Consider the following 20,088-nt stretch of genomic DNA (forward strand, 5'->3'; position numbering starts at 1 on the left):
TCAAAAGATTTATTCGCTCTCTCAAAGACTTTATTCGCTCTTTCCGCAGGACATTGGATTGTTTTTTTCGAATATGTGCTACACAAAAGGAAAGAGCAAGCCGCAGCGAAGATCTATATAAATGGTCCGAAAAATACAGATTTTCTCAAAAATTACGTCACAGACAACCTAATTTTTGTAAAATCAACACGCGTGCAAATATATATTAATATTAGTAGCAATAAAGAAATAATCAAACAAACTGCTCTATGAGAGGCTCTCTTTTGTATAGTGCAATTACTAAAAATCCCCATAAATTTCTTCATTCTTCAATCTACTCATTATAATAGTATGATAGTAATTCCCATCAGATAGAAGTTTGTCCTTTTTTAATATTCCTTCTACTTCAAAATCGTATTTTTGATACAGCATAATGGCTTTATCATTTGTTTCAAGAACATTTAAAATCATTTTTTTTATGCCAGTTGAATCTGCCCATCGAATGGATTCTTTTAATAAGTTACTGCCCCCATCCATATCCCAGGCATTCCTTTAATATGCAGACTCCAAATTCCGCTTTATGTGAAGTTCTTTTCAAATTGTTTCCTTCACATCTTGAAAATCCTACAATCTTTTTATGGGCTTCCACAACTAAGAATAGATTATGAGGACTTTCTGTATCATCTCTTATCATTTTTTTAAAGCCGATTTTATCTATGTACGCTTCCCCTTTTTCTCTATCTAAATTTTCTGTTTCGCCATCTATTTGTAATCTTATAATAGACAGATCTTGAGCATCCTGTTCATTTGCCGATCTTACAATATAATTTAGATGGTGAAGATGAAATTCTTTTGATTGGATTTTCATGATCATTTCCTCCTATGATTCATTCCACGATATATATAAAATCTTATTCGCTTTTTATTGTTAAAAGCCTTTAATTGAATTTTTAAATGCGTCCATAAATGATGGAGTCGTATTCTGATGATTCTAACCACAAAATTCCAGCATAACGGATAAAGTCCAAAACATAGGATAAAAGAGATTCCTATAGAACGGAGGGGCGTTGTGACTGAAATTGTTGCGGCTATTATCACAGCTATGGATGTGTTGACAATATACTTATTGATACCACACGTGAAATATCGCTTTTGGCTTTCACTCTGGACAGGTGCTCTTCATATGATTTTTCCTTTTATTGGTTTTCATGTTGGCGAATGGCTCATATTATATATATCCAATCTTGCACAGAATATTTCAGGTATATTATTAAGTATGATCGGTGTACAACTATTATTAGCAGTAAAGGAGCAGAAAACTGCCCATATCCCCGTTATATTATTAGCAATTACTACCAGTTTAGATACCTTTTCAGTTAGTATATCTTTTGGTATGCTTCAATTAAAGGAATCACTACTTGTTTGTAGCATGGGAGTATTTGCATTTGCATTTTCATATATTGCATTAGCTCTAAATAAAAAGATCCCCATAAAAATAGGAGTATATTTACAGGTAATTGCAGGGATTGTATTACTTTTGATGGGTATTATTTCTCTCGATTTGTAAAAAAAGTGAGTACTATTGCTTCATTTTATTATATAATTGAAAGGTAAGGATGTCCGATGAATATTTATTTTATATGTACTGGAAATACTTGTAGAAGTCCAATGGCAGCAGCTATTTTAAAATCAAGAAATCTGCCGAAAACTGAAGTGAAGTCAGCAGGAATTTACGCTATGGCTGGTAGTCCTATGTCACCAAATGCAAAAAACGTATTAGAAGAGCAGCACATTGATTACGAACATATTTCGCAACCAGTTAGCTTAGAGGATCTACGCTGGGCTCATTTGATTCTAACGATGACAACTGGACACAAGGAATCCCTTTTGCAATTATTTCCACAAGTGGCGGATAAAACTTTCACATTGAAAGAATACGCGATTGAATCTAGTGATTTAGATGTATTAGATCCGTTTGGCAGGGATATATCAGCATATCGTCAAACATTTCAAGAACTTAGCATATTGATGGATGAACTTGAAAAGAAATTATTGGAGGAGTAACCATGACAAAAAAAAGTGTTCAACATTCTTTTGGTTTAAAAAAGAAACTTATTCTATTTGTAACTTGTTTGGCAGTCATTACATATAGCGTTAGCTTCTTCTTTATCGAGTATTTGCAACCTCATTTTTTTCCAAATGTTAAAGAAATCGTATTTCAAATCATTACATATACTTTAGGCATCATATGGTCTGGTATTTTAGCTGGAGTCTTTAGTTCTCTATTAGTCAAACCGTTGCAAAAACTGGAAGATGTAGCGATTGAAGCTGCCGAAGGAAAAATTGGCAAGGATATAGAATTACCAAATAGTTCAGATGAAATCCGTTCATTGTCAGAGGCTTTCCAAAAAATGCTTGTCAGTCTGCGCCAAATGGTTTCAAGTATCAATCAAAATTTCCAAACAACCAATAAAACAGTTATCAATTTGTCTGAAGAAACGGGACAAGCATCTAAGCAAACAGAGTCAATTGCTGAAACAATCTCTAATATTTCAGAAGGGGCTTCAAACTCAGCACGGGCTATTCAAGAAACAGCAGAAGCTTTAGAAGATGTTCGGTTATTGGCAGAAAAAGTGAATCAACATGCAATAACGTCATCTAGTCAATCTACACAGATGATGAGTGAATTGAAACATACGACAGGTGCTATCAATCAATTAGTTGATGGGATTAAAAAAATTGCATCTGGTAATCAACTGGCGCTTCAAGATATACATCAGCTTGAACAAAATGCATTGAAGATAGAACAAATTATCCAATTAGTAGGAGATATTGCTGAACAAACAAATCTTTTAGCATTAAATGCTTCCATCGAAGCAGCAAGAGCAGGGGAACATGGTAAAGGATTTTCTGTTGTAGCGGAAGAAGTACGTAAACTTGCAGATGAAAGTGCAGAGGCTGTAAAAGGAATTACAGAGTTAATTCAAACGATTCAATTAGATGTTCAGACAGTCGTTGGTAAAATGACAGAACAAGTTGATTTTGCGAAAGGTGAAGTAGCACGTATTTCGGAAACAACTTCTGCAGTGGATGGAATGACCTCAACGGTTAGTGAAATGGCAGATTCTATTGTGGAGATTTCTGAATTTATTAGCAAGCAGTTGCATAATATCGAAAAAACTGCACACCAATCTCAGGAAGTAGCTGCTATTGCAGAACAAACATCCGCAGGCGCAATAGAAGTACAAAGTGCAACTGATGACCAAGTAAGATTCATTGAGCAAATTGACGAGTTAACTCAAATTTTAAAGAAACAATCCGAAGAATTATATCAAGTGATTCAACAATTCGAACGTTAATGTAAAAAAACATATTTCCAGTGACAAGCGTTTAAGCAAAAAAGAAGCTTATTCCAAAATAGTATGCTAGAGGTGCTCCCTAGCATACTATTTTTTGATCTCAGATGAGTTGATCAGGAAAAAATCAGGATCTATATTTACTTCAATTCTAAAAAGCCCTGTATTTTTAACTTCACTTACAGAGATTGAAATGTAGTCTTACAAAATCTATTCAATCGCCAAATTACGAATTTACAATGATAAAATGACTTATATATTCGTAATTTCATAACAATATATCATATAATTCATCTTCAATCATAAAATTATTCGTATTTTATCAAACTAACCCTCGCATTTGAACGAAAAATATGTCATTATACATATAGAAGTGGTAAACTGATGATGAATAGAACAATTGAAAAGAGGGAACTCATTGAAAGTTGCAATTTCATCAGATCATGGTGGCAATCATTTAAGAAAAGAAATCATAGCTTTACTGGAAGAACTAGGGATCAGTTATGAAGACTTTGGACCAAAAACATCTGATTCAGTCGATTACCCAGATTATGCTTTACCAGTTGCTAATGGCGTAGCCAGTGGCAAGTTTGACCGTGGTATTTTAATCTGTGGAACGGGTATTGGGATGTCTATAACAGCCAATAAGGTAAAGGGTGTTCGTTGTGCATTAGTCCATGATGTATTCAGTGCAAAAGCAACACGTTGCCATAATGATTCTAACGTGTTGGCGATGGGTGAAAGAGTCATTGGTCCAGGACTTGCACGTGAAATCGTTCAAACTTGGTTATCAACAGATTTTGAAGGTGGACGCCATGAACGTCGTATCAACAAAATCAAGGCTTTAGAAGAACAAGAATAACTGACAGGATTCGAGGTCTTAAACGATGAACTTACAGCAAATAGAAGAACAGCTAAAAACATTGCTTTCTGAATTTGAACAACAGGTTACCTTTCGTAAAGGGCAAATATTTGTCATAGGTTGCTCGACTTCTGAAGTAAAAGGTAAAAAAATTGGAACTGCAGGTGGTTTAGAAATTGCTGAAGTTTTGTATAAACCATTCGCAGCGTTTGCTGAAAAACATCAACTTTATTTAGCGTTTCAAGGTTGCGAACATATAAATCGAGCCTTAACTATAGAAAGAGCTGTAGCTGAACAATATGGATTAGAGCCAGTCTCTGTCGTACCTGTTCAAAAAGCTGGTGGCTCAATGTCTACGTATGCGTATAGGCAATTTCAAGACCCAGTTGTGGTTGAAGAGATAGAAGCGCATGCAGGCATTGATATTGGTCAAACATTAATCGGTATGCATTTAAAGAAAGTGGCAATTCCTGTTCGCACTTCTATCTCACATATTGGAGATGCAGTTGTGACAGTTGCAAAAACTCGCCCTAAATTGATTGGTGGCGAGAGAGCAGTATATAACAAAGAGTAGAAATTAGGAGGAATAGATGTAATGGAAAATCTTGCAGCACAAGAACAATCAACTATTGCGTCACAAGACAAAGCAGTATTTGAAGCAATTGAAAAAGAATTTGCTCGTCAACAAGCGAATATTGAGTTAATCGCTTCCGAAAACATTGTTTCTAAAGCAGTATTAGAAGCACAAGGTTCCGTATTAACGAACAAATATGCTGAAGGCTATCCAGGTAAACGTTATTATGGTGGTTGTGAGTACGTAGATATTGTAGAAAATATTGCTCGTGATCGCTTAAAAGAAATCTTTGGTGCTGAGTATGCCAACGTACAACCACATTCAGGTGCACAAGCTAACATGGCGGTGTATTTTACACTTCTACAACCTGGTGATACAGTTTTAGGGATGAATTTATCTCATGGTGGTCATTTAACTCATGGGAGCCCCGTTAACTTCTCAGGTATTCAATATAACTTTGTAGAATACGGTGTTACAAAAGATACAAACTTAATCGATTATGAAGATGTCCGCCAAAAAGCTCTAGAACATAAACCAAAACTCATTGTAGCAGGTGCATCTGCATATCCACGTATCATTGACTTTGCTAAATTCCGTGAAATAGCTGATGAAGTTGGAGCTTATTTCATGGTTGATATGGCCCATATTGCTGGTCTTGTTGCTGCAGGTTTACATCCAAATCCTGTACAATATGCAGACTTTGTAACATCAACTACGCACAAAACGCTACGTGGTCCTCGTGGTGGGTTAATCCTTGCCAAAGAAGAATGGGGCAAGAAAATCGATAAATCCATCTTCCCAGGTATTCAGGGTGGTCCGTTAATGCATGTCATCGCAGGTAAAGCTGTAGCGTTCGGTGAAGCACAACAACCTGAATTTAAAGAATACATTGAACAAGTAGTCAAAAATGCAAAAGTATTTGGGGAAGCATTGCAAGCAGAAGGCGTCAAACTTGTATCAGGTGGTACAGATAACCACTTATTACTATTAGATGTACGTTCTCTAGGTCTAACAGGTAAAGTTGCAGAAAAATTACTTGATGATGTGAACATTACAGCCAACAAAAATACCATCCCATACGATCCGGAAAGTCCATTTGTCACTTCTGGTATTCGTGTTGGTACACCAGCTGTAACATCCCGAGGCTTTAAAGAAGAAGATATGAAAGAAGTTGCGTCTATTATAGCTGCAGTATTAAAAAATCCTGAAGATGAAGCAGTAAAACAAGATGCTATTAAACGTGTAAAAGCCTTAACAGATAATCACCCAATTTATTCAAAATAATAAATAAACGAAAATGACTACTTTTGCTATAATGCAAAAGTAGTTTTTTTGATTATCTATTTAGTATAATAGTTATATCAATGGTGTTCGTTATTTTGACAACGGGGAGGAAAATCTTGTGAATATGCATTCACCTCAATTATCCGATGAATTAATGGATTGGCTTCAAAACTTTAATGATGAACAGAAACATGGAGTTATTGGGGGAGTAGTGGTGTTTGATGCAGAAAGTAATGATTACCCAATAGTATTTGCAAATAGTAGCTTTACCAGATTAGCTGGATACAATGAACAAGAAGTAATAGGGGCGTCTTTATTTTCGTATCAAATGCCATCAGAAAATCAGGCAAAACTGCAAGAAATACAGGGAAAAATTTCTAAAACAAACCATCCATTTATGACGAAAATGTATATCATAACAAAGGAAAATAATATAGTACAATGCGAAGTAACATTTTGTCCGTTGCAATTTGATGGAAACGCAAAAACATTATACATGGCTACTTTTTATAAAATAACAGAACAGACCAAAAATGAGATGTTATATGATATTTATCGAAGAACTATGCAAAGTTATAATCAGGATAAAGACCCTAAAATAATATTATCTGATATTTGTAAAACAATAGAGCAGCGATATGCACCTAGCGATATTGCTTGTAGTCTCATACTTTATGACGAAGACGATACGGCACAAAAGATTTTATCAGAAAAGTTTTCGCAAAAAATAATTGATGCATGGAATAAAGTTGAAATGTCTACATGTATCAGTTATTTAAAAAAAACATTGAGAAAAAATTCTACATATACCATAGAAAATGTTTTAACGGAACCATACAGCTATTTATTAAATGATGATCGTACTCATTATGATAAAGCTATTTTAATAGCCATCCATGATAAACAAAAATTAATGGGTACATTTATGATTGCATATTCACACAATTTAGTATTAGAAAAAATGGATGTATCATTTTTCCAACAATTATTTGTGGTTATTAAAGCTGTGGATAAATATAATCGGCAACAAAAGAAGTCATGGAGATATATTTATAGAGATCCTAATACTGGATTGTATAGCTTGGAGTATTTTAAAAGAAAGATACAAGAAAAAATCTCAAAATGTCCAAAAGGTTATATTAGTATAATATCCCCTAAAGAATATGATGACATTGTGAATATATATGGTCGAAAAGCAGGATATGCACTATTGACACAGATAGCGAATAGAATGGCATCGTTAAAGGCAAATGAGAATGATGTAATCGCATCTTTTGTAACAAATGCATTGATCATCTATACTTCAGAATCAAGTGACCGATTTAATTGCTATAAAAAGATAAAATCTCTTGTAGAAAGCCCATACATAATAGAAAACTCTGAAATTTATATCACCATAAGTGTAGGAGTGTGTCCAATAGACAATGATCATTCTTTAGAAGAGTGCATCAGACATGCTGATCAGGCATTTTCAAAATCGATGGAAAAACCGGGCGATTACATTCAACTTTTTAATGATGAAGAAAATGACAGAATATATCGACAGCGAAAAATATATAACCAAATCATTTATGGATTGAAAGAAAAGGAGTTCAAGGCATATTTACAGCCAAAGCTTTCTCTTCAAACAAAGAAGATTATTGGTTTTGAGGCTTTAGCCCGTTGGCAGATCCATGATGGGAGTATGATTTATCCAGATGAGTTTATTCCAGTTGCTGAACATACAGGTAAGATTATTGAAATCGAGGATATGATTTTAGAAGAAGTATTAAAATGGCTATTTAATCGAAAATATTTGAATTTACCTTTATACCAAGTAGCAGTAAATGCATCACCGCAACATTTTTACAAAAAAGATTTTGTTGATAATCTAGTAGCAAAGTTACGTCAATATCAAATCGACCCTTGTTATATTAAAATAGAGATTACCGAAAATATAGGTCTAGCTGATTTTAAAAAGGCAAGTACCATTATCAGCTGTTTGAAATTACATGGCTTTGAAACGTCAATGGACGACTTTGGAAAGGGATTCTCTTCCTTGAATTACTTGACTGAACTAGCCTTTGCAGAGATAAAAATCGACAAAAGCTTTATCGATCATATTGATCATCCGAAAACATTCGCTATTATTCGTACGATTGTGCAACTGGCAAATAATCTAAATATAAATACAGTGGCAGAAGGAATCGAATATAAAGAACAATCAGATATATTAAGTGATATTGGATGTGATGTAGGTCAAGGTTATCATTTTTATAAACCGATGACGATGGATCAAGCAAACCAATTATTAAGCGAACTGGGATAATTAAAAAAAGAAAAATCAAAATTACATAAGACCGGTTTTTTTCTGCTATAATAAGCAAGATAAATATAAAGTAGGGAGAGATCTTTTTGGGTAAAGTATTTGTATTTGACCATCCATTAATCCAACACAAACTAACATATATTCGTGATAAAAACACAGGAACAAAAGAATTTCGCGAGCTAGTGGACGAAGTAGCAACACTTATGGCATTTGAAATCACACGTGATATGCCAACTGAAGAAATTGAAATTGAAACACCTATTACCAAAACGAAAACACAAGTTTTATCAGGTAAGAAAATTGCTATTGTACCAATTCTTCGTGCAGGTTTAGGGATGGTAGATGGTGTTTTAAAGCTAATTCCAGCTGCCAAAGTTGCTCATATTGGTTTATATCGAGATCCACAAACTTTGAAACCTATTGAATATTATGCGAAATTCCCAGCAGATTTAGAAGAACGTGACTTTATCATCGTTGACCCAATGTTAGCAACAGGTGGCTCGGCTATAGAAGCGATTAATTCGCTAAAAAAACGAGGGGCAAAAAATATTAAATTTATGTGTTTAATCGCAGCTCCAGAAGGTGTTAAAGCCATCCAAAAAGAACATCCTGATATCGATATCTACATCGCATCTTTAGATGAAAAATTAAATAATCACGGTTATATTGTGCCAGGTCTTGGTGATGCCGGGGATCGTTTATTCGGAACAAAATAATAGAGGGGGTGCTGAAATGTCTAAAAAGTGGAAAGTTATGACTGTTTTTGGAACTAGACCAGAAGCCATTAAAATGGCACCACTCGTATTAGAGTTAGAAAAGCATCCCGATGAAATCGAAACAATTGTTACAGTAACAGCTCAGCATAGACAAATGTTAGATCAAGTTCTTGAAACCTTTCAAATCACACCTGATTATGACTTGAATATTATGAAGAATCGTCAGACGCTTCTTGATGTGACGACAAGAGGGCTTGAAGGACTTGATGCTGTTATGAAAGAGGCGAGACCTGATATTGTTCTTGTACATGGTGATACGACGACAACATTTATTGCAAGTTTGGCCGCATTTTACAATCAAATTGTGATTGGACATGTAGAGGCAGGACTACGAACCGGTAATAAGTATTCACCTTATCCAGAAGAAATGAACCGTCAACTAACAGGAGTGATGGCGGATATTCATTTTGCACCTACTGAACAAGCAAAACTCAATCTATTGCATGAAAATAAGGCAGAAGAAAGTATCATTGTAACAGGTAATACAGCGATCGATGCGTTGAAAACAACGGTTAGTCATCACTATGAGCATCCGGTACTAAAACAAATCGGTCAAGATCGAATGATCCTACTAACAGCACATCGTCGTGAAAACTTAGGGGAACCTATGCGTCATATGTTTAAAGCGATCAGGCGCCTATTAGCGGAGTTTGATAATATTCAGGTTGTGTATCCAGTGCACTTGAATCCAGTTGTTCGTGAAATTGCTAATGAAATACTAGGAGATGAACCTAAAGTCCATCTCATCGAACCTCTTGAAGTATTTGATTTTCACAACTTTGCTTCAAAATCTTATATGATTTTGACAGATTCAGGTGGTATTCAAGAAGAAGCACCTTCACTTGGTAAACCTGTTCTTGTCTTAAGAGACACGACTGAAAGACCAGAAGGCATTGAAGCAGGTACATTGAAATTAGTAGGGACCAATGAGGATACAATTTATCGTGTGGCAAAAGAATTATTGGTAGATCAGCATGAATACCAAAGAATGGCGCAAGCATCCAATCCTTATGGTGATGGACATGCTTCTGCAAGAATTGTAAAAGCATTGCTCGATTACCTATCACAAAATAATAAATAGATAGATAAGGCTTCCCAAAAAGTAAAATAGTATGCTAGATAATATTCTAGCATACTATTTTTGGTATACAGAATAATTACTTATGAACACACCTCATAATTTATAGTTCTTTTTTAACAATTTTATATTTTTTATCGCAAATGAAAAATTCTGAATTGAAATGTTTTGTTCAAAATTTGTCTACAATTTGACAAAATAACATTGCTTGTGAAGTTTTTCACTCTAACCAATTGACATGAAATATTCACTATTGTATGCTTACAAAGGGTAAGAATGATAAGGGTTTCATGGCTCAAAATCATAATGGAAACTCTTTAGATACCAAGTTTCTACTAATTTTGCAGTAAAAATTATTTTCTGTAAAATTTTAGCGGTTTTTGTACGTCTATTAGATGTCCTTATGAGGCGGTAGTTTATCATTAAAGCTTATCTCTCACCATTTGGATCCGATTCAACTCAAATGTGAGTTTAAACGGCTTCCACCTCTAGTGTAGTTTTACACTACTTATCCGACATCCATTCGGTGGTCAGTTATACTTCCATCATTCGAAGAAAATAAGATTCAGGAGATTAAAGACCAATGCTAGAATTGCATCAAATTTTTGCTAAGCAGAAGAAGGCTGTCTTTTTTTTGCTCGCATTTTTTGCGTTAGGCTGGGGATTTACGGCATATAAAACTGTATTTGCTGGTCTCGCAGTGGGTGTGCTTTTTGGTCACTATAACTTTTGGATTCTCGTCCGAAGAATGGAACGCTTTGATCAGGCATTAAGTGAAGGCAAAAAAGTACCATCTATGGGATCGGGCTTACGCTTTGCATCTGGTGTTGCCTCTGTAGCAGTGGCAATTACTTGGCCAAAGTATTTTCACTTGGTGAGTGTGGTCATTGGGCTAATGATTCCGTACGTTCTGCTTTTAGTAGACAGGATCGTATTTCATGAAAAAAACCAATAAGCACATTTGAAAGTGAGGTGAATGCAAAGTGCAACATGGAAATCCACATTTTGAGTTATGGGGATTAGGATTTAACCCAGCAAACATTTTAGTATTACTGGTTACCGCTGTAATTGTTTTCTTAATTGCTTTCATTTCTACTAGGAATCTGAAGTTAAAACCAACAGGCATGCAAAACTTTATGGAGTGGATAATGGACTTCGTAAAGAATATCATCAAAAGCAATATGGACTGGAAAACTGGTGGAAGGTTCCATGTTTTAGGGATCACACTGATTATGTTCATCTTTGTTGCGAACATGCTGGGTCTTCCTTTCTCAGTACAGGTAAATGGAGAACTATGGTGGAAATCACCAACAGCAGATCCTACAATCACAATGACTCTAGCCGTAATGATTCTAGTATTATCAAACTATTATGGAGTTAAACTACGCGGTATGAATCATTATATCGGGTCGTTTACTAAACCAATGTTTTTCTTGTTCCCATTGAAAATCATTGAAGAGTTTGCCAATACATTGACATTGGGTCTACGACTTTACGGTAACATTTATGCAGGTGAAATTCTACTAGGTTTACTTGCAGGTCTAGGTACTGCATGGTCAGGCTGGGGCTTCCTAGCAGCAGCAGTTCCAACTCTAGCATGGCAAGGATTCTCCGTTTTCATCGGTTCAATCCAAGCATTTATTTTCGTTATGTTAACAATGGTTTATATCTCTCACAAAGTGAGCGAAAACCATTAAGTATAAATTGTTTAGCTCTTTGCTAGACAGCTGACAACCAAAAAATAAGAACTATTTCCAAGGAGGAAAATTTACAATGGGTTTATTAGCAGCAGCAATCGCAGTTGGTTTAGGTGCACTTGGTGCAGGTATTGGTAACGGATTAATCGTTTCAAGAACAGTAGAAGGTATCGCTCGTCAACCAGAAGCTCGTGGCGTTCTTCAAACAACTATGTTCATCGGGGTAGCATTAGTCGAAGCCCTTCCAATCATCGCGGTAGTTATCGCATTTATCGTTATGAATAAATAATCGTCTGTAATTGTTTTATGAGGTGGCGAAGAAAATTTCATTAGGAATCCTTCGCCATTCCTTTATGCCTTTAAATTTATAAGGCAAAATTCCTTTAGAATTTATATCTAACAAAGATTCCAATCATAAATGATTTGAACTCTAAGCTCTTGAAGGGAGTGAAACAATCGTGTTTTTAGACTATCTATCACTAGGTGAAGCAGTGCACCCTGGTGTGAACTGGGGAGATATCCTAGTTACTTTGATTATTTTCATCGTCCTAATGCTTCTTTTGAAAAAGTTCGCATGGGGTCCTTTGATGGGAATTATGCAACAACGTGAAGAACAAGTTGCTGGTGACTTAGAAACAGCTGAAAAAAGTCGTCAAGAAACGAAGAAATTATTAGAAGAACAACGTAGCCTTCTTAAAGAAGCTCGTGTGGAAGCGCAAGCAATTGTTGAAAACGCTAAGAAACAAGCAGATCTTCAAAAAGAAGAGATTGTTTCAGCAGCTCGTAATGAAGCAGCACGTTTACAAGAATCTGCGAAACGTGACATCGAGACTGAAAAAGAAAAAGCAATTACCTCTCTTCGCGAAGAAGTGGTTTCACTTTCTGTTCTTGCCGCTTCTAAAGTGCTTAACAAAGAAGTTTCAGAAGAAGATAATCGTTCTCTAATTGAAGAAACGATTGCGAAGGCAGGGGAAAATCGATGAGTCAATCGACTGCAGCGAATCGCTATGCTAAAGCTTTGTTTCAATTAGCACAAGAAAAAAATCTTTTAAAAGAAGTAACAGAAGATTTGCGTGAAGTGAAAGTCGTTTTTGAAGAAAATCAAGAATTATTCAAATTACTTGATACGCCAAAAATCGATGCTGACAAAAAGAAAGCAATCCTTTCTGAGTTATTCGCTTCCGTACAACCAATTATTATCAATGCTTTAAAACTTTTAATTGATAAAAAACGTATACATGAAGTAGTAAGTGTTATTGATGCATTTATCAATCAAGCAAACAATGCTCAAGGTGTTGCAGATGCAGTCGTATTCTCAACACGTGCACTTACTGAAGAAGAAGCAAACCGTATTTCTACTGTATTTGCTCAAAAAGTAGGAAAAAATGCGCTTCGTATTACTAACGAAATCGATGCATCACTACTTGGTGGAATTCGAGTTCAAATCGGAAACCAAATTTACGATAACTCTGTCGCAACAAAACTTGCTGGCTTAAAACGTGAATTGATCGGTTAATCCAATAATTATTTGAGAGGTGACAAACGTGGGCATCAAAGCTGAAGAAATCAGTGGACTTATTAAAAAACAGATGGAAAATTACCAATCTGAATTGCAAGTTAGCGAAGTCGGTACAATCATCACTGTTGGTGACGGTATCGCTCGTGCTCACGGCCTAGACAACGTAATGGCTGGAGAATTATTAGAATTCTCTACTGGTGTTCTTGGTATGGCACAAAACCTAGAAGAAAATAACGTTGGTATCGTTATCCTAGGCCCAGCTAAAGGCATCAAAGAAGGCGATGAAGTTCGTCGTACAGGTCGTATTATGGAAGTACCAGTCGGTGAAGAACTAATTGGTCGTGTTGTAAACCCACTAGGTTTACCAGTTGATGGACAAGGTCCAATCAATACTACTAAAACTCGTCCTGTCGAAAGCCCTGCTTTCGGTGTAATGGCTCGTAAATCAGTTGATACACCATTACAAACAGGTATTAAAGCAATTGATGCTTTAGTTCCAATCGGTCGTGGTCAACGTGAATTAATCATCGGTGACCGTCAAACAGGTAAAACATCTGTTGCAGTCGATGCAATTTTAAACCAAGCTGACCAAGATGTAACATGTATCTATGTTGCAATTGGACAAAAAGAGTCAACCGTACGTGGCTTAGTTGAAACTTTACGTAAAAACGGTGCTTTAGATTATACAATCGTTATTACTGCAGGCGCTTCTTCTCCAGCACCATTATTATACTTAGCTCCTTATGCGGGTGTATCTATGGCTGAAGAATTAATGCTTCAAGGTAAAGACGTATTAATCGTATATGATGATCTTTCTAAACAAGCAGCTGCTTATCGTGAACTTTCATTATTATTACGTCGTCCTCCAGGTCGTGAAGCCTATCCTGGTGATGTATTCTACTTACACAGTCGTTTATTAGAACGTGCTGCTAAATTGAACGAATCTTATGGTGGCGGTTCAATCACTGCTCTTCCATTCGTTGAAACACAAGCAGGAGACATCGGTGCTTATATTCCAACAAACGTAATCTCCATCACTGATGGACAAATCTTCTTACAATCTGACTTATTCAACTCAGGTGTTCGTCCAGCAATCAACGCAGGTCTTTCTGTATCACGTGTTGGTGGTTCAGCACAAATCAAAGCAATGAAGAAAGTTGCTGGTACACTACGTCTTGACTTAGCTGCTTACCGCGAACTTGAAGCATTCGCTGCATTTGGTTCTGACCTTGATGCCGCTACTAAAGCGAAACTTGAACGTGGTAAACGTACAGTAGAAGTGTTGAAACAAGATCTTAACAAACCAATCAAAGTTGAAAAACAAGTTGTTATTTTATATGCATTAACTAAAGGATTCTTAGATGATATCCCAGTTCAAGATATCGTTCGTTTTGAACAAGAGCTATATGCTTGGTTAGATGTTAATGATGAAAATGGCGCCGGCGTTTTAAATCAAATTCGCACTACTAAAGGTCTTCCATCTGATGAGGATTTAGCTTCAACAATCAATGCTTTCAAAAAAACTTTCGCTTCTTCAGCTGAGTAAGATGGCATAGTTTTGTGAATTTTAAAATAAAACGGTAAGGTGGTGAAATACCAGTGGCATCATTACGTGAAGTAAAACAACGTATTAAATCTACAACTAGTACTAGTAAGATTACGAACGCTATGCAGCTCGTGTCATCCTCAAAAATGTCACGTGCTGAAGCAAATGCGAAAGCCTACGTTCCATATATGGATAAAATTCAAGATGTTGTTGCCGCAATCGCAGCAGGTACACCAGATGGTTCACATCCAATGTTGATCGCTCGTCCTGTGAAAAAATCTGCTTACTTAGTGATCGCTTCCGATCGTGGTTTAGCAGGAGCATACAACTCAAATGTTATTCGTGCAGCACTAGATGGAATGGATAAACGCAATCAAACAAAAGATAATGTTGTTATTTTTGCAGTTGGTCGTGTAGTTCGTGATTTCTTTAAAAAACAAGGTTTTAACGTAATTGACGAAGAAATTGGTCTTCCCGACCAACCTTCATTTGCAGATATTAAACAAATTGCTCGTAAAGCTGTTGGTATGTTCACAGATGGTACTTATGATGAACTTTATATGTACTATAGTCACTTTATCAGTGCAATTTCTAACGAACCAACGGAGAAAAAAGTACTTCCAATTACTGATCTTACTCCAACAAGCACTGTAACAGCTTCTTATGAATTCGAACCATCAGGTGAAGCAATTCTAGAAGTGTTATTACCACAATATGCGGAAAGCTTGATTTATGGTGCGTTACTAGATGGTAAAGCGAGTGAACATGCTGCACGTATGACAGCAATGAAGAGCGCTACAGATAACGCTCATGACTTAATAAATGATTTAACAATTCTGTATAACCGTGCACGTCAAGCGCATATTACACAGGAAATTACCGAAATCGTTGGTGGAGCTGCAGCCTTAGAATAGGCTCTCCCTAACCTTTTGTAATTAGTTTGATAGGAGGGAAATACAAGTATGAACACAGGACACGTTCTTCAAGTAATGGGTCCAGTTGTCGATGTACAATTCGATAACAACACATTACCAGATATTAATAACGCGCTAACTGTAGAAATCAAACGTCCTAATGAAGATGTTGTAACACTTACATTAGAAGTAGCTCTTCATTTAGGCGATAATGCTGTTCGTACCATTGCAATGTCATCTACAGATGGCTTACAACGTGGCGCAGAAGTAACAGACAAAGGTGCTGCAATTTCAGTACCAGTTGGTGAAGTAACATTAGGTCGTGTATTCAACGTACTAGGTGATACAATCGACTTACAAGATCCAATCCCAGCAGATGCTCGCCGTGACCCAATTCACCGTGAAGCACCTCAATTCGAAGAACTTTCAACAAATGTTGAAGTACTTGAAACAGGTATTAAAGTAGTAGACTTATTAGCACCATATATCAAAGGTGGTAAAGTCGGATTATTCGGTGGTGCTGGTGTAGGTAAAACCGTTTTAATCCAAGAATTGATCAACAACATTGCTCAAGGACATGGTGGTATTTCCGTATTCTCTGGTGTTGGTGAACGTACTCGTGAAGGAAATGACTTATTCTATGAAATGAGCGATTCAGGTGTTATCAATAAAACAGCGATGGTATTCGGTCAAATGAATGAGCCACCAGGTGCTCGTATGCGTGTAGCCCTAACTGGTCTTACAATGGCTGAATATTTCCGTGATGAAATGGGACAAGACGTTCTATTATTTATCGATAACATTTTCCGTTTCACTCAAGCAGGTTCAGAAGTATCTGCCTTACTAGGTCGTATGCCTTCTGCCGTTGGTTACCAACCAACACTTGCTACTGAAATGGGACGTTTACAAGAACGTATCACTTCTACAAACAAAGGTTCTGTAACATCTATCCAAGCGGTTTATGTACCAGCCGATGACTATACTGACCCGGCTCCAGCTACAACATTTGCTCACTTAGATGCTACAACAAACCTTGAACGTAAACTTTCTGAAATGGGTATCTACCCAGCTGTTGACCCATTGGCTTCAACTTCTCGTGCACTATCACCTGAAATTGTGGGGAAAGAACACTATGATATTGCTCGTCGAGTTCAAGCAACATTACAACGTTACAATGAATTACAAGATATTATCGCTATCTTAGGTATGGATGAATTATCTGATGAAGATAAATTGATTGTAGCACGTGCTCGTCGAATTCAATTCTTCTTATCTCAAAACTTCCATGTAGCTGAACAATTTACAGGTCAACCAGGATCATATGTACATGTAAAAGATACAGTTCGTGGCTTTAAAGAAATTCTTGAAGGTAAATACGATAAATTACCTGAAGATGCATTCCGTCTTGTAGGTACAATCGAAGAAGTTGTTGAGAAAGCAAAAGATATGGGCGTAGAACTTTAATACTAGGGACTTGGAGGAAAAAATATGAAGACGACTGTAGTCAACATTGTCACTCCCGACGGCCCAGTATACGATTCAGAAGTTAGCATGGTTATCGTAAAAACTGTAACTGGTGAAATGGGTATTCTGCCTGGACATATTCCAACAGTTGCTCCTTTAGTAGTTAGTGCTGTTCGTCTAAAAAAAGACAATAACACGGAAGTCGTGTCAGTAAGCGGTGGCTTTGTTGAGATTCGTCCCGATAAAGTTACTATTTTAACTCCTTCTGCAGAGCTTGCCGATAATATCGACATTGCTCGAGCAAAAGAAGCAGTTAAACGTGCTGAACAACGACTTCAAAGTAAACAAGATGACATTGATTTCAAACGTGCAGAACTAGCTTTAAAACGTGCGATGAATCGTATCAACGTTAAAGAGGGTAACATCTAAGTAGTGGATTAACTGTAAAGCGAGCAGAATTTTATTTCTGCTCGCTTTTTAAAATAGGGCTGTTAAGTCTTGGTTGATCAGTAAAAAGTATTTACTTAAGTAAAATCAGATAAACAACAGTATTTCTAAACAGAACCTTTAAATAAAAAATGGGGGAAAAGTATGGAATCAATATCATTTGGAATCGGACAAAATGCTCTAGTAAGTACCTGCTCACATATTTTCTTTATCGCTATAACATTTTATGCATTACAAGCACTCATGTATGAAAAGGTTTTTAAAAAAAATCATGTTTTTCAAATTCAACTTTTACTTATTTTATTAAGTATCGCGATTGGATCAACTGTATCCAATTTTTTCATTGATATTTCAACATGGTCAAGACAATTACCATATTTATTCAATTAAATATATGCTGTATGCAAAAGAAATAACGGCACAAACTTATTGTACAAACAGTAACAAAATTAATCAGCACTTTGGTAAATTTTATATTACAATAAGGGTATGTGCGTTTTTAAACACATTATGTGTTTATATTATTTCTTTTGCATATAGCATAACCATTGCCCAGGAAATATTTTGGTGAAACTTGTTTAATTTTCTCAAGAATTGTGTTTCTTCATAATGAAGAGAAACAGAAATTTACTAACACACTTCTAGCATTTTAACGTAATATAGTATTACTATAGTTATTTATTCGTAGAAATTTAAAATAGTGTAATCGGTTCTTGTCAACAACATGAAAAACGGGTATTATGTAAGTTGTTTTGTTACTAATTATTGACATTGATCAACTAAAAAAGAATTTTATGAGCTGAAATATAAGAGAGAGTTATTTAGATTAAGTTCGGAGGGACATATTGTGGAGAAAATTGTTGTAAAAGGCGGCAAGGTTTTACACGGAATTGTAAAAGTAGAAGGAGCAAAAAATGCAGTTCTACCTGTTCTTGCAGCATCATTATTAGCATCTGAAGGAAAAAATATTATTAAAAACGTGCCGAACTTGGCAGATGTTTATACAATTGATGAGGTCTTAAAAAGTTTGAATGTACACCTCACATTCTCAAGCGAAGAAAATACTGTTGAAATCGATGCATCTAACCAAATATCATCTGAAGCACAATTTGAATATGTGCGTAAAATGCGTGCATCTATTTTAGTAATGGGGCCACTTTTGGCACGTAACGGTTATGCAAGGGTTGCAATGCCTGGTGGATGTGCTATTGGCTCTCGACCAATTGATATACATTTAAAGGGCTTTGAATTAATGGGGGCAAAAATTTCTACAGGACATGGTTATGTCGAAGCCTCAACAGAAGGACGTTTAAAAGGTGCTAAAATTTACCTTGATTTTCCTAGCGTAGGTGCCACTGAAAATATTCTTACAGGGGCAGCGCTGGCAGAAGGTACAACAATTATTGAAAATGCCGCAAAAGAACCTGAAATAGTGGATCTAGCTAATTTCATCAATGAAATGGGCGGAAAAGTAGTTGGTGCTGGTACAGATACCATTCGTATCGAAGGTGTTGAGAAATTATATGGTACAACACATTCAATTATTCCTGATCGAATTGAAGCTGGAACATTTATGGTAGCTGCTGCTATTACTGGTGGAGATGTCTTAATCGAAAATGCAGTGCCTGAACATATGACAGCACTTATCGCCAAAATGAGAGAAATGGGTGTTGAAATCGAGGAAGAAGTAGCAGGTTTACGTATTTGTGCAACACATCCTTTAAAGGCAGTAGATGTAAAGACAATGCCACATCCCGGATTTCCAACGGATATGCAATCACAAATTATGGCTTTGATGCTTGTGGCGCAGGGAGCAAGCGTTATTACAGAAACCGTTTTTGAAAATCGATTTATGCATGTCGAAGAGTTCCGTCGAATGAATGCAAATGTAAAAATTGATGGACGCTCCGTTATTATTGATGGTCCATGCAAGCTACAAGGCGCAGAAGTAGCTGCAACCGATTTACGGGCAGCAGCTGCATTAATTCTTGCAGGATTAGTTGCAGAAGGTATTACATGTGTTTCTGAACTAAAACATTTAGATAGAGGATATGTCGATTTCCATAAAAAGCTGGCTGCTCTAGGTGCGGATATTGAACGTGTCTCATCTGAAGAAGTATTCGAAAAAGAGCTTCAACCAAATTAGTCATTATGGCGGCTTATACAATCCAATCGTTTGATCAAACCCACTACATACTTATGTTTGCAGTGGGTTTTTATATTCAAAAAACATAAAAATTTTTTATGATAAAAATGAAAGAAACCAATCATAAAAAACATTTCG

General features: G+C 36.1%; 20 protein-coding genes and 1 pseudogene. 20 read left to right on the plus strand and 1 reads right to left on the minus strand.

Features of this window, described 5'->3' with window-relative positions; translation table 11 throughout:
* Positions 1 to 279 precede the first annotated feature (279 nt).
* A pseudogene (locus FEZ13_RS12490) lies at positions 280 to 847 on the minus strand (GNAT family N-acetyltransferase).
* 201 nt (positions 848 to 1,048) lie between these two features.
* Between FEZ13_RS12490 and FEZ13_RS12495 the strand changes: the two are divergent.
* From FEZ13_RS12495 to murA, 20 genes are all read left to right on the plus strand, one after another.
* Entirely contained in the window at positions 1,049 to 1,546 is a 498-nt protein-coding gene (locus FEZ13_RS12495; RefSeq protein WP_146552978.1) for a manganese efflux pump, read from the plus strand.
* A 56-nt stretch (positions 1,547 to 1,602) separates the two neighbouring features.
* Positions 1,603 to 2,043 (plus strand): low molecular weight protein arginine phosphatase, encoded by a 441-nt coding sequence (locus tag FEZ13_RS12500; RefSeq protein ID WP_146550168.1) that lies wholly within the window; start codon positions 1,603 to 1,605, stop codon positions 2,041 to 2,043.
* A 2-nt stretch (positions 2,044 to 2,045) separates the two neighbouring features.
* The gene (locus FEZ13_RS12505) at positions 2,046 to 3,338 is read left to right on the plus strand and encodes a methyl-accepting chemotaxis protein (RefSeq protein WP_146552979.1); all 1,293 of its coding nucleotides are present in this window, start codon (positions 2,046 to 2,048) and stop codon (positions 3,336 to 3,338) included.
* Between the two features lie 415 nt (positions 3,339 to 3,753).
* The gene (gene rpiB / locus FEZ13_RS12510) at positions 3,754 to 4,197 is read left to right on the plus strand and encodes a ribose 5-phosphate isomerase B (protein ID WP_146550166.1); all 444 of its coding nucleotides are present in this window, start codon (positions 3,754 to 3,756) and stop codon (positions 4,195 to 4,197) included.
* Positions 4,198 to 4,222: 25 nt separating this feature from the next.
* Positions 4,223 to 4,771, plus strand: a complete 549-nt coding sequence (locus FEZ13_RS12515) for a TIGR01440 family protein (protein ID WP_146552980.1) — start codon at positions 4,223 to 4,225, stop codon at positions 4,769 to 4,771.
* Between the two features lie 21 nt (positions 4,772 to 4,792).
* Positions 4,793 to 6,055 carry a serine hydroxymethyltransferase gene (gene glyA / locus FEZ13_RS12520; protein WP_146552981.1) on the plus strand — a complete coding sequence of 421 codons (1,263 nt, stop codon included), beginning with the start codon at positions 4,793 to 4,795 and terminating at the stop codon, positions 6,053 to 6,055.
* Between the two features lie 124 nt (positions 6,056 to 6,179).
* The gene (locus FEZ13_RS12525; RefSeq protein WP_255473175.1) at positions 6,180 to 8,363 is read left to right on the plus strand and encodes an EAL domain-containing protein; all 2,184 of its coding nucleotides are present in this window, start codon (positions 6,180 to 6,182) and stop codon (positions 8,361 to 8,363) included.
* An 86-nt stretch (positions 8,364 to 8,449) separates the two neighbouring features.
* A complete protein-coding gene (gene upp / locus FEZ13_RS12530) occupies positions 8,450 to 9,079 on the plus strand; it encodes a uracil phosphoribosyltransferase (protein WP_146552983.1) in 630 nt (209 codons plus the stop codon).
* Between the two features lie 16 nt (positions 9,080 to 9,095).
* Entirely contained in the window at positions 9,096 to 10,220 is a 1,125-nt protein-coding gene (gene wecB, locus FEZ13_RS12535) for a non-hydrolyzing UDP-N-acetylglucosamine 2-epimerase (RefSeq protein WP_146552984.1), read from the plus strand.
* Between the two features lie 580 nt (positions 10,221 to 10,800).
* Positions 10,801 to 11,172 (plus strand): ATP synthase subunit I, encoded by a 372-nt coding sequence (locus FEZ13_RS12540; protein WP_146550160.1) that lies wholly within the window; start codon positions 10,801 to 10,803, stop codon positions 11,170 to 11,172.
* A 28-nt stretch (positions 11,173 to 11,200) separates the two neighbouring features.
* Positions 11,201 to 11,914: a F0F1 ATP synthase subunit A gene (atpB, locus tag FEZ13_RS12545; RefSeq protein WP_146552985.1), complete on the plus strand. Its 714-nt coding sequence runs from the start codon at positions 11,201 to 11,203 to the stop codon at positions 11,912 to 11,914.
* Between the two features lie 76 nt (positions 11,915 to 11,990).
* Entirely contained in the window at positions 11,991 to 12,203 is a 213-nt protein-coding gene (atpE, locus tag FEZ13_RS12550; RefSeq protein ID WP_066791746.1) for a F0F1 ATP synthase subunit C, read from the plus strand.
* A gap of 169 nt (positions 12,204 to 12,372) precedes the next feature.
* Positions 12,373 to 12,897 carry a F0F1 ATP synthase subunit B gene (atpF, locus tag FEZ13_RS12555; RefSeq protein ID WP_146552986.1) on the plus strand — a complete coding sequence of 175 codons (525 nt, stop codon included), beginning with the start codon at positions 12,373 to 12,375 and terminating at the stop codon, positions 12,895 to 12,897.
* Entirely contained in the window at positions 12,894 to 13,430 is a 537-nt protein-coding gene (locus FEZ13_RS12560) for a F0F1 ATP synthase subunit delta (protein WP_146552987.1), read from the plus strand. The genes atpF and FEZ13_RS12560 overlap by 4 nt, the downstream gene beginning before the upstream one ends.
* Positions 13,431 to 13,458: 28 nt before the next feature.
* The gene (gene atpA / locus FEZ13_RS12565; protein ID WP_146552988.1) at positions 13,459 to 14,979 is read left to right on the plus strand and encodes a F0F1 ATP synthase subunit alpha; all 1,521 of its coding nucleotides are present in this window, start codon (positions 13,459 to 13,461) and stop codon (positions 14,977 to 14,979) included.
* Positions 14,980 to 15,032: 53 nt separating this feature from the next.
* Positions 15,033 to 15,893, plus strand: coding sequence for an ATP synthase F1 subunit gamma (gene atpG / locus FEZ13_RS12570; RefSeq protein ID WP_146552989.1), 861 nt, complete (start codon positions 15,033 to 15,035; stop codon positions 15,891 to 15,893).
* A gap of 48 nt (positions 15,894 to 15,941) precedes the next feature.
* Positions 15,942 to 17,357, plus strand: a complete 1,416-nt coding sequence (gene atpD / locus FEZ13_RS12575; RefSeq protein ID WP_146552990.1) for a F0F1 ATP synthase subunit beta — start codon at positions 15,942 to 15,944, stop codon at positions 17,355 to 17,357.
* Positions 17,358 to 17,381: 24 nt separating this feature from the next.
* Positions 17,382 to 17,786, plus strand: coding sequence for a F0F1 ATP synthase subunit epsilon (locus tag FEZ13_RS12580; RefSeq protein WP_146550153.1), 405 nt, complete (start codon positions 17,382 to 17,384; stop codon positions 17,784 to 17,786).
* A gap of 162 nt (positions 17,787 to 17,948) precedes the next feature.
* Positions 17,949 to 18,194, plus strand: a complete 246-nt coding sequence (locus FEZ13_RS12585; RefSeq protein ID WP_146550152.1) for a DUF1146 family protein — start codon at positions 17,949 to 17,951, stop codon at positions 18,192 to 18,194.
* Positions 18,195 to 18,651: 457 nt separating this feature from the next.
* Positions 18,652 to 19,950 (plus strand): UDP-N-acetylglucosamine 1-carboxyvinyltransferase, encoded by a 1,299-nt coding sequence (murA, locus tag FEZ13_RS12590; protein WP_146550151.1) that lies wholly within the window; start codon positions 18,652 to 18,654, stop codon positions 19,948 to 19,950.
* Positions 19,951 to 20,088 lie beyond the last annotated feature (138 nt).

It is taken from the genome of Rummeliibacillus sp. SL167 (genome assembly GCF_007896505.1).
Classification (GTDB): domain Bacteria; phylum Bacillota; class Bacilli; order Bacillales_A; family Planococcaceae; genus Rummeliibacillus; species Rummeliibacillus suwonensis.

What these genes read in the sequence shown, in the direction of transcription:
- FEZ13_RS12500 (WP_146550168.1), top strand. Translation starts at nt 1,603, where the DNA reads ATGAATATTTATTTTATATGTACTGGAAATACTTGTAGAAGTCCAATG.
- FEZ13_RS12505 (WP_146552979.1), top strand. Translation starts at nt 2,046, where the DNA reads ATGACAAAAAAAAGTGTTCAACATTCTTTTGGTTTAAAAAAGAAACTT.
- FEZ13_RS12515 (WP_146552980.1), top strand. Translation starts at nt 4,223, where the DNA reads ATGAACTTACAGCAAATAGAAGAACAGCTAAAAACATTGCTTTCTGAA.
- glyA (WP_146552981.1), top strand. Translation starts at nt 4,793, where the DNA reads ATGGAAAATCTTGCAGCACAAGAACAATCAACTATTGCGTCACAAGAC.
- FEZ13_RS12525 (WP_255473175.1), top strand. Translation starts at nt 6,180, where the DNA reads ATGCATTCACCTCAATTATCCGATGAATTAATGGATTGGCTTCAAAAC.
- wecB (WP_146552984.1), top strand. Translation starts at nt 9,096, where the DNA reads ATGTCTAAAAAGTGGAAAGTTATGACTGTTTTTGGAACTAGACCAGAA.
- FEZ13_RS12540 (WP_146550160.1), top strand. Translation starts at nt 10,801, where the DNA reads ATGCTAGAATTGCATCAAATTTTTGCTAAGCAGAAGAAGGCTGTCTTT.
- atpE (WP_066791746.1), top strand. Translation starts at nt 11,991, where the DNA reads ATGGGTTTATTAGCAGCAGCAATCGCAGTTGGTTTAGGTGCACTTGGT.
- FEZ13_RS12560 (WP_146552987.1), top strand. Translation starts at nt 12,894, where the DNA reads ATGAGTCAATCGACTGCAGCGAATCGCTATGCTAAAGCTTTGTTTCAA.
- atpD (WP_146552990.1), top strand. Translation starts at nt 15,942, where the DNA reads ATGAACACAGGACACGTTCTTCAAGTAATGGGTCCAGTTGTCGATGTA.
- FEZ13_RS12580 (WP_146550153.1), top strand. Translation starts at nt 17,382, where the DNA reads ATGAAGACGACTGTAGTCAACATTGTCACTCCCGACGGCCCAGTATAC.
- FEZ13_RS12585 (WP_146550152.1), top strand. Translation starts at nt 17,949, where the DNA reads ATGGAATCAATATCATTTGGAATCGGACAAAATGCTCTAGTAAGTACC.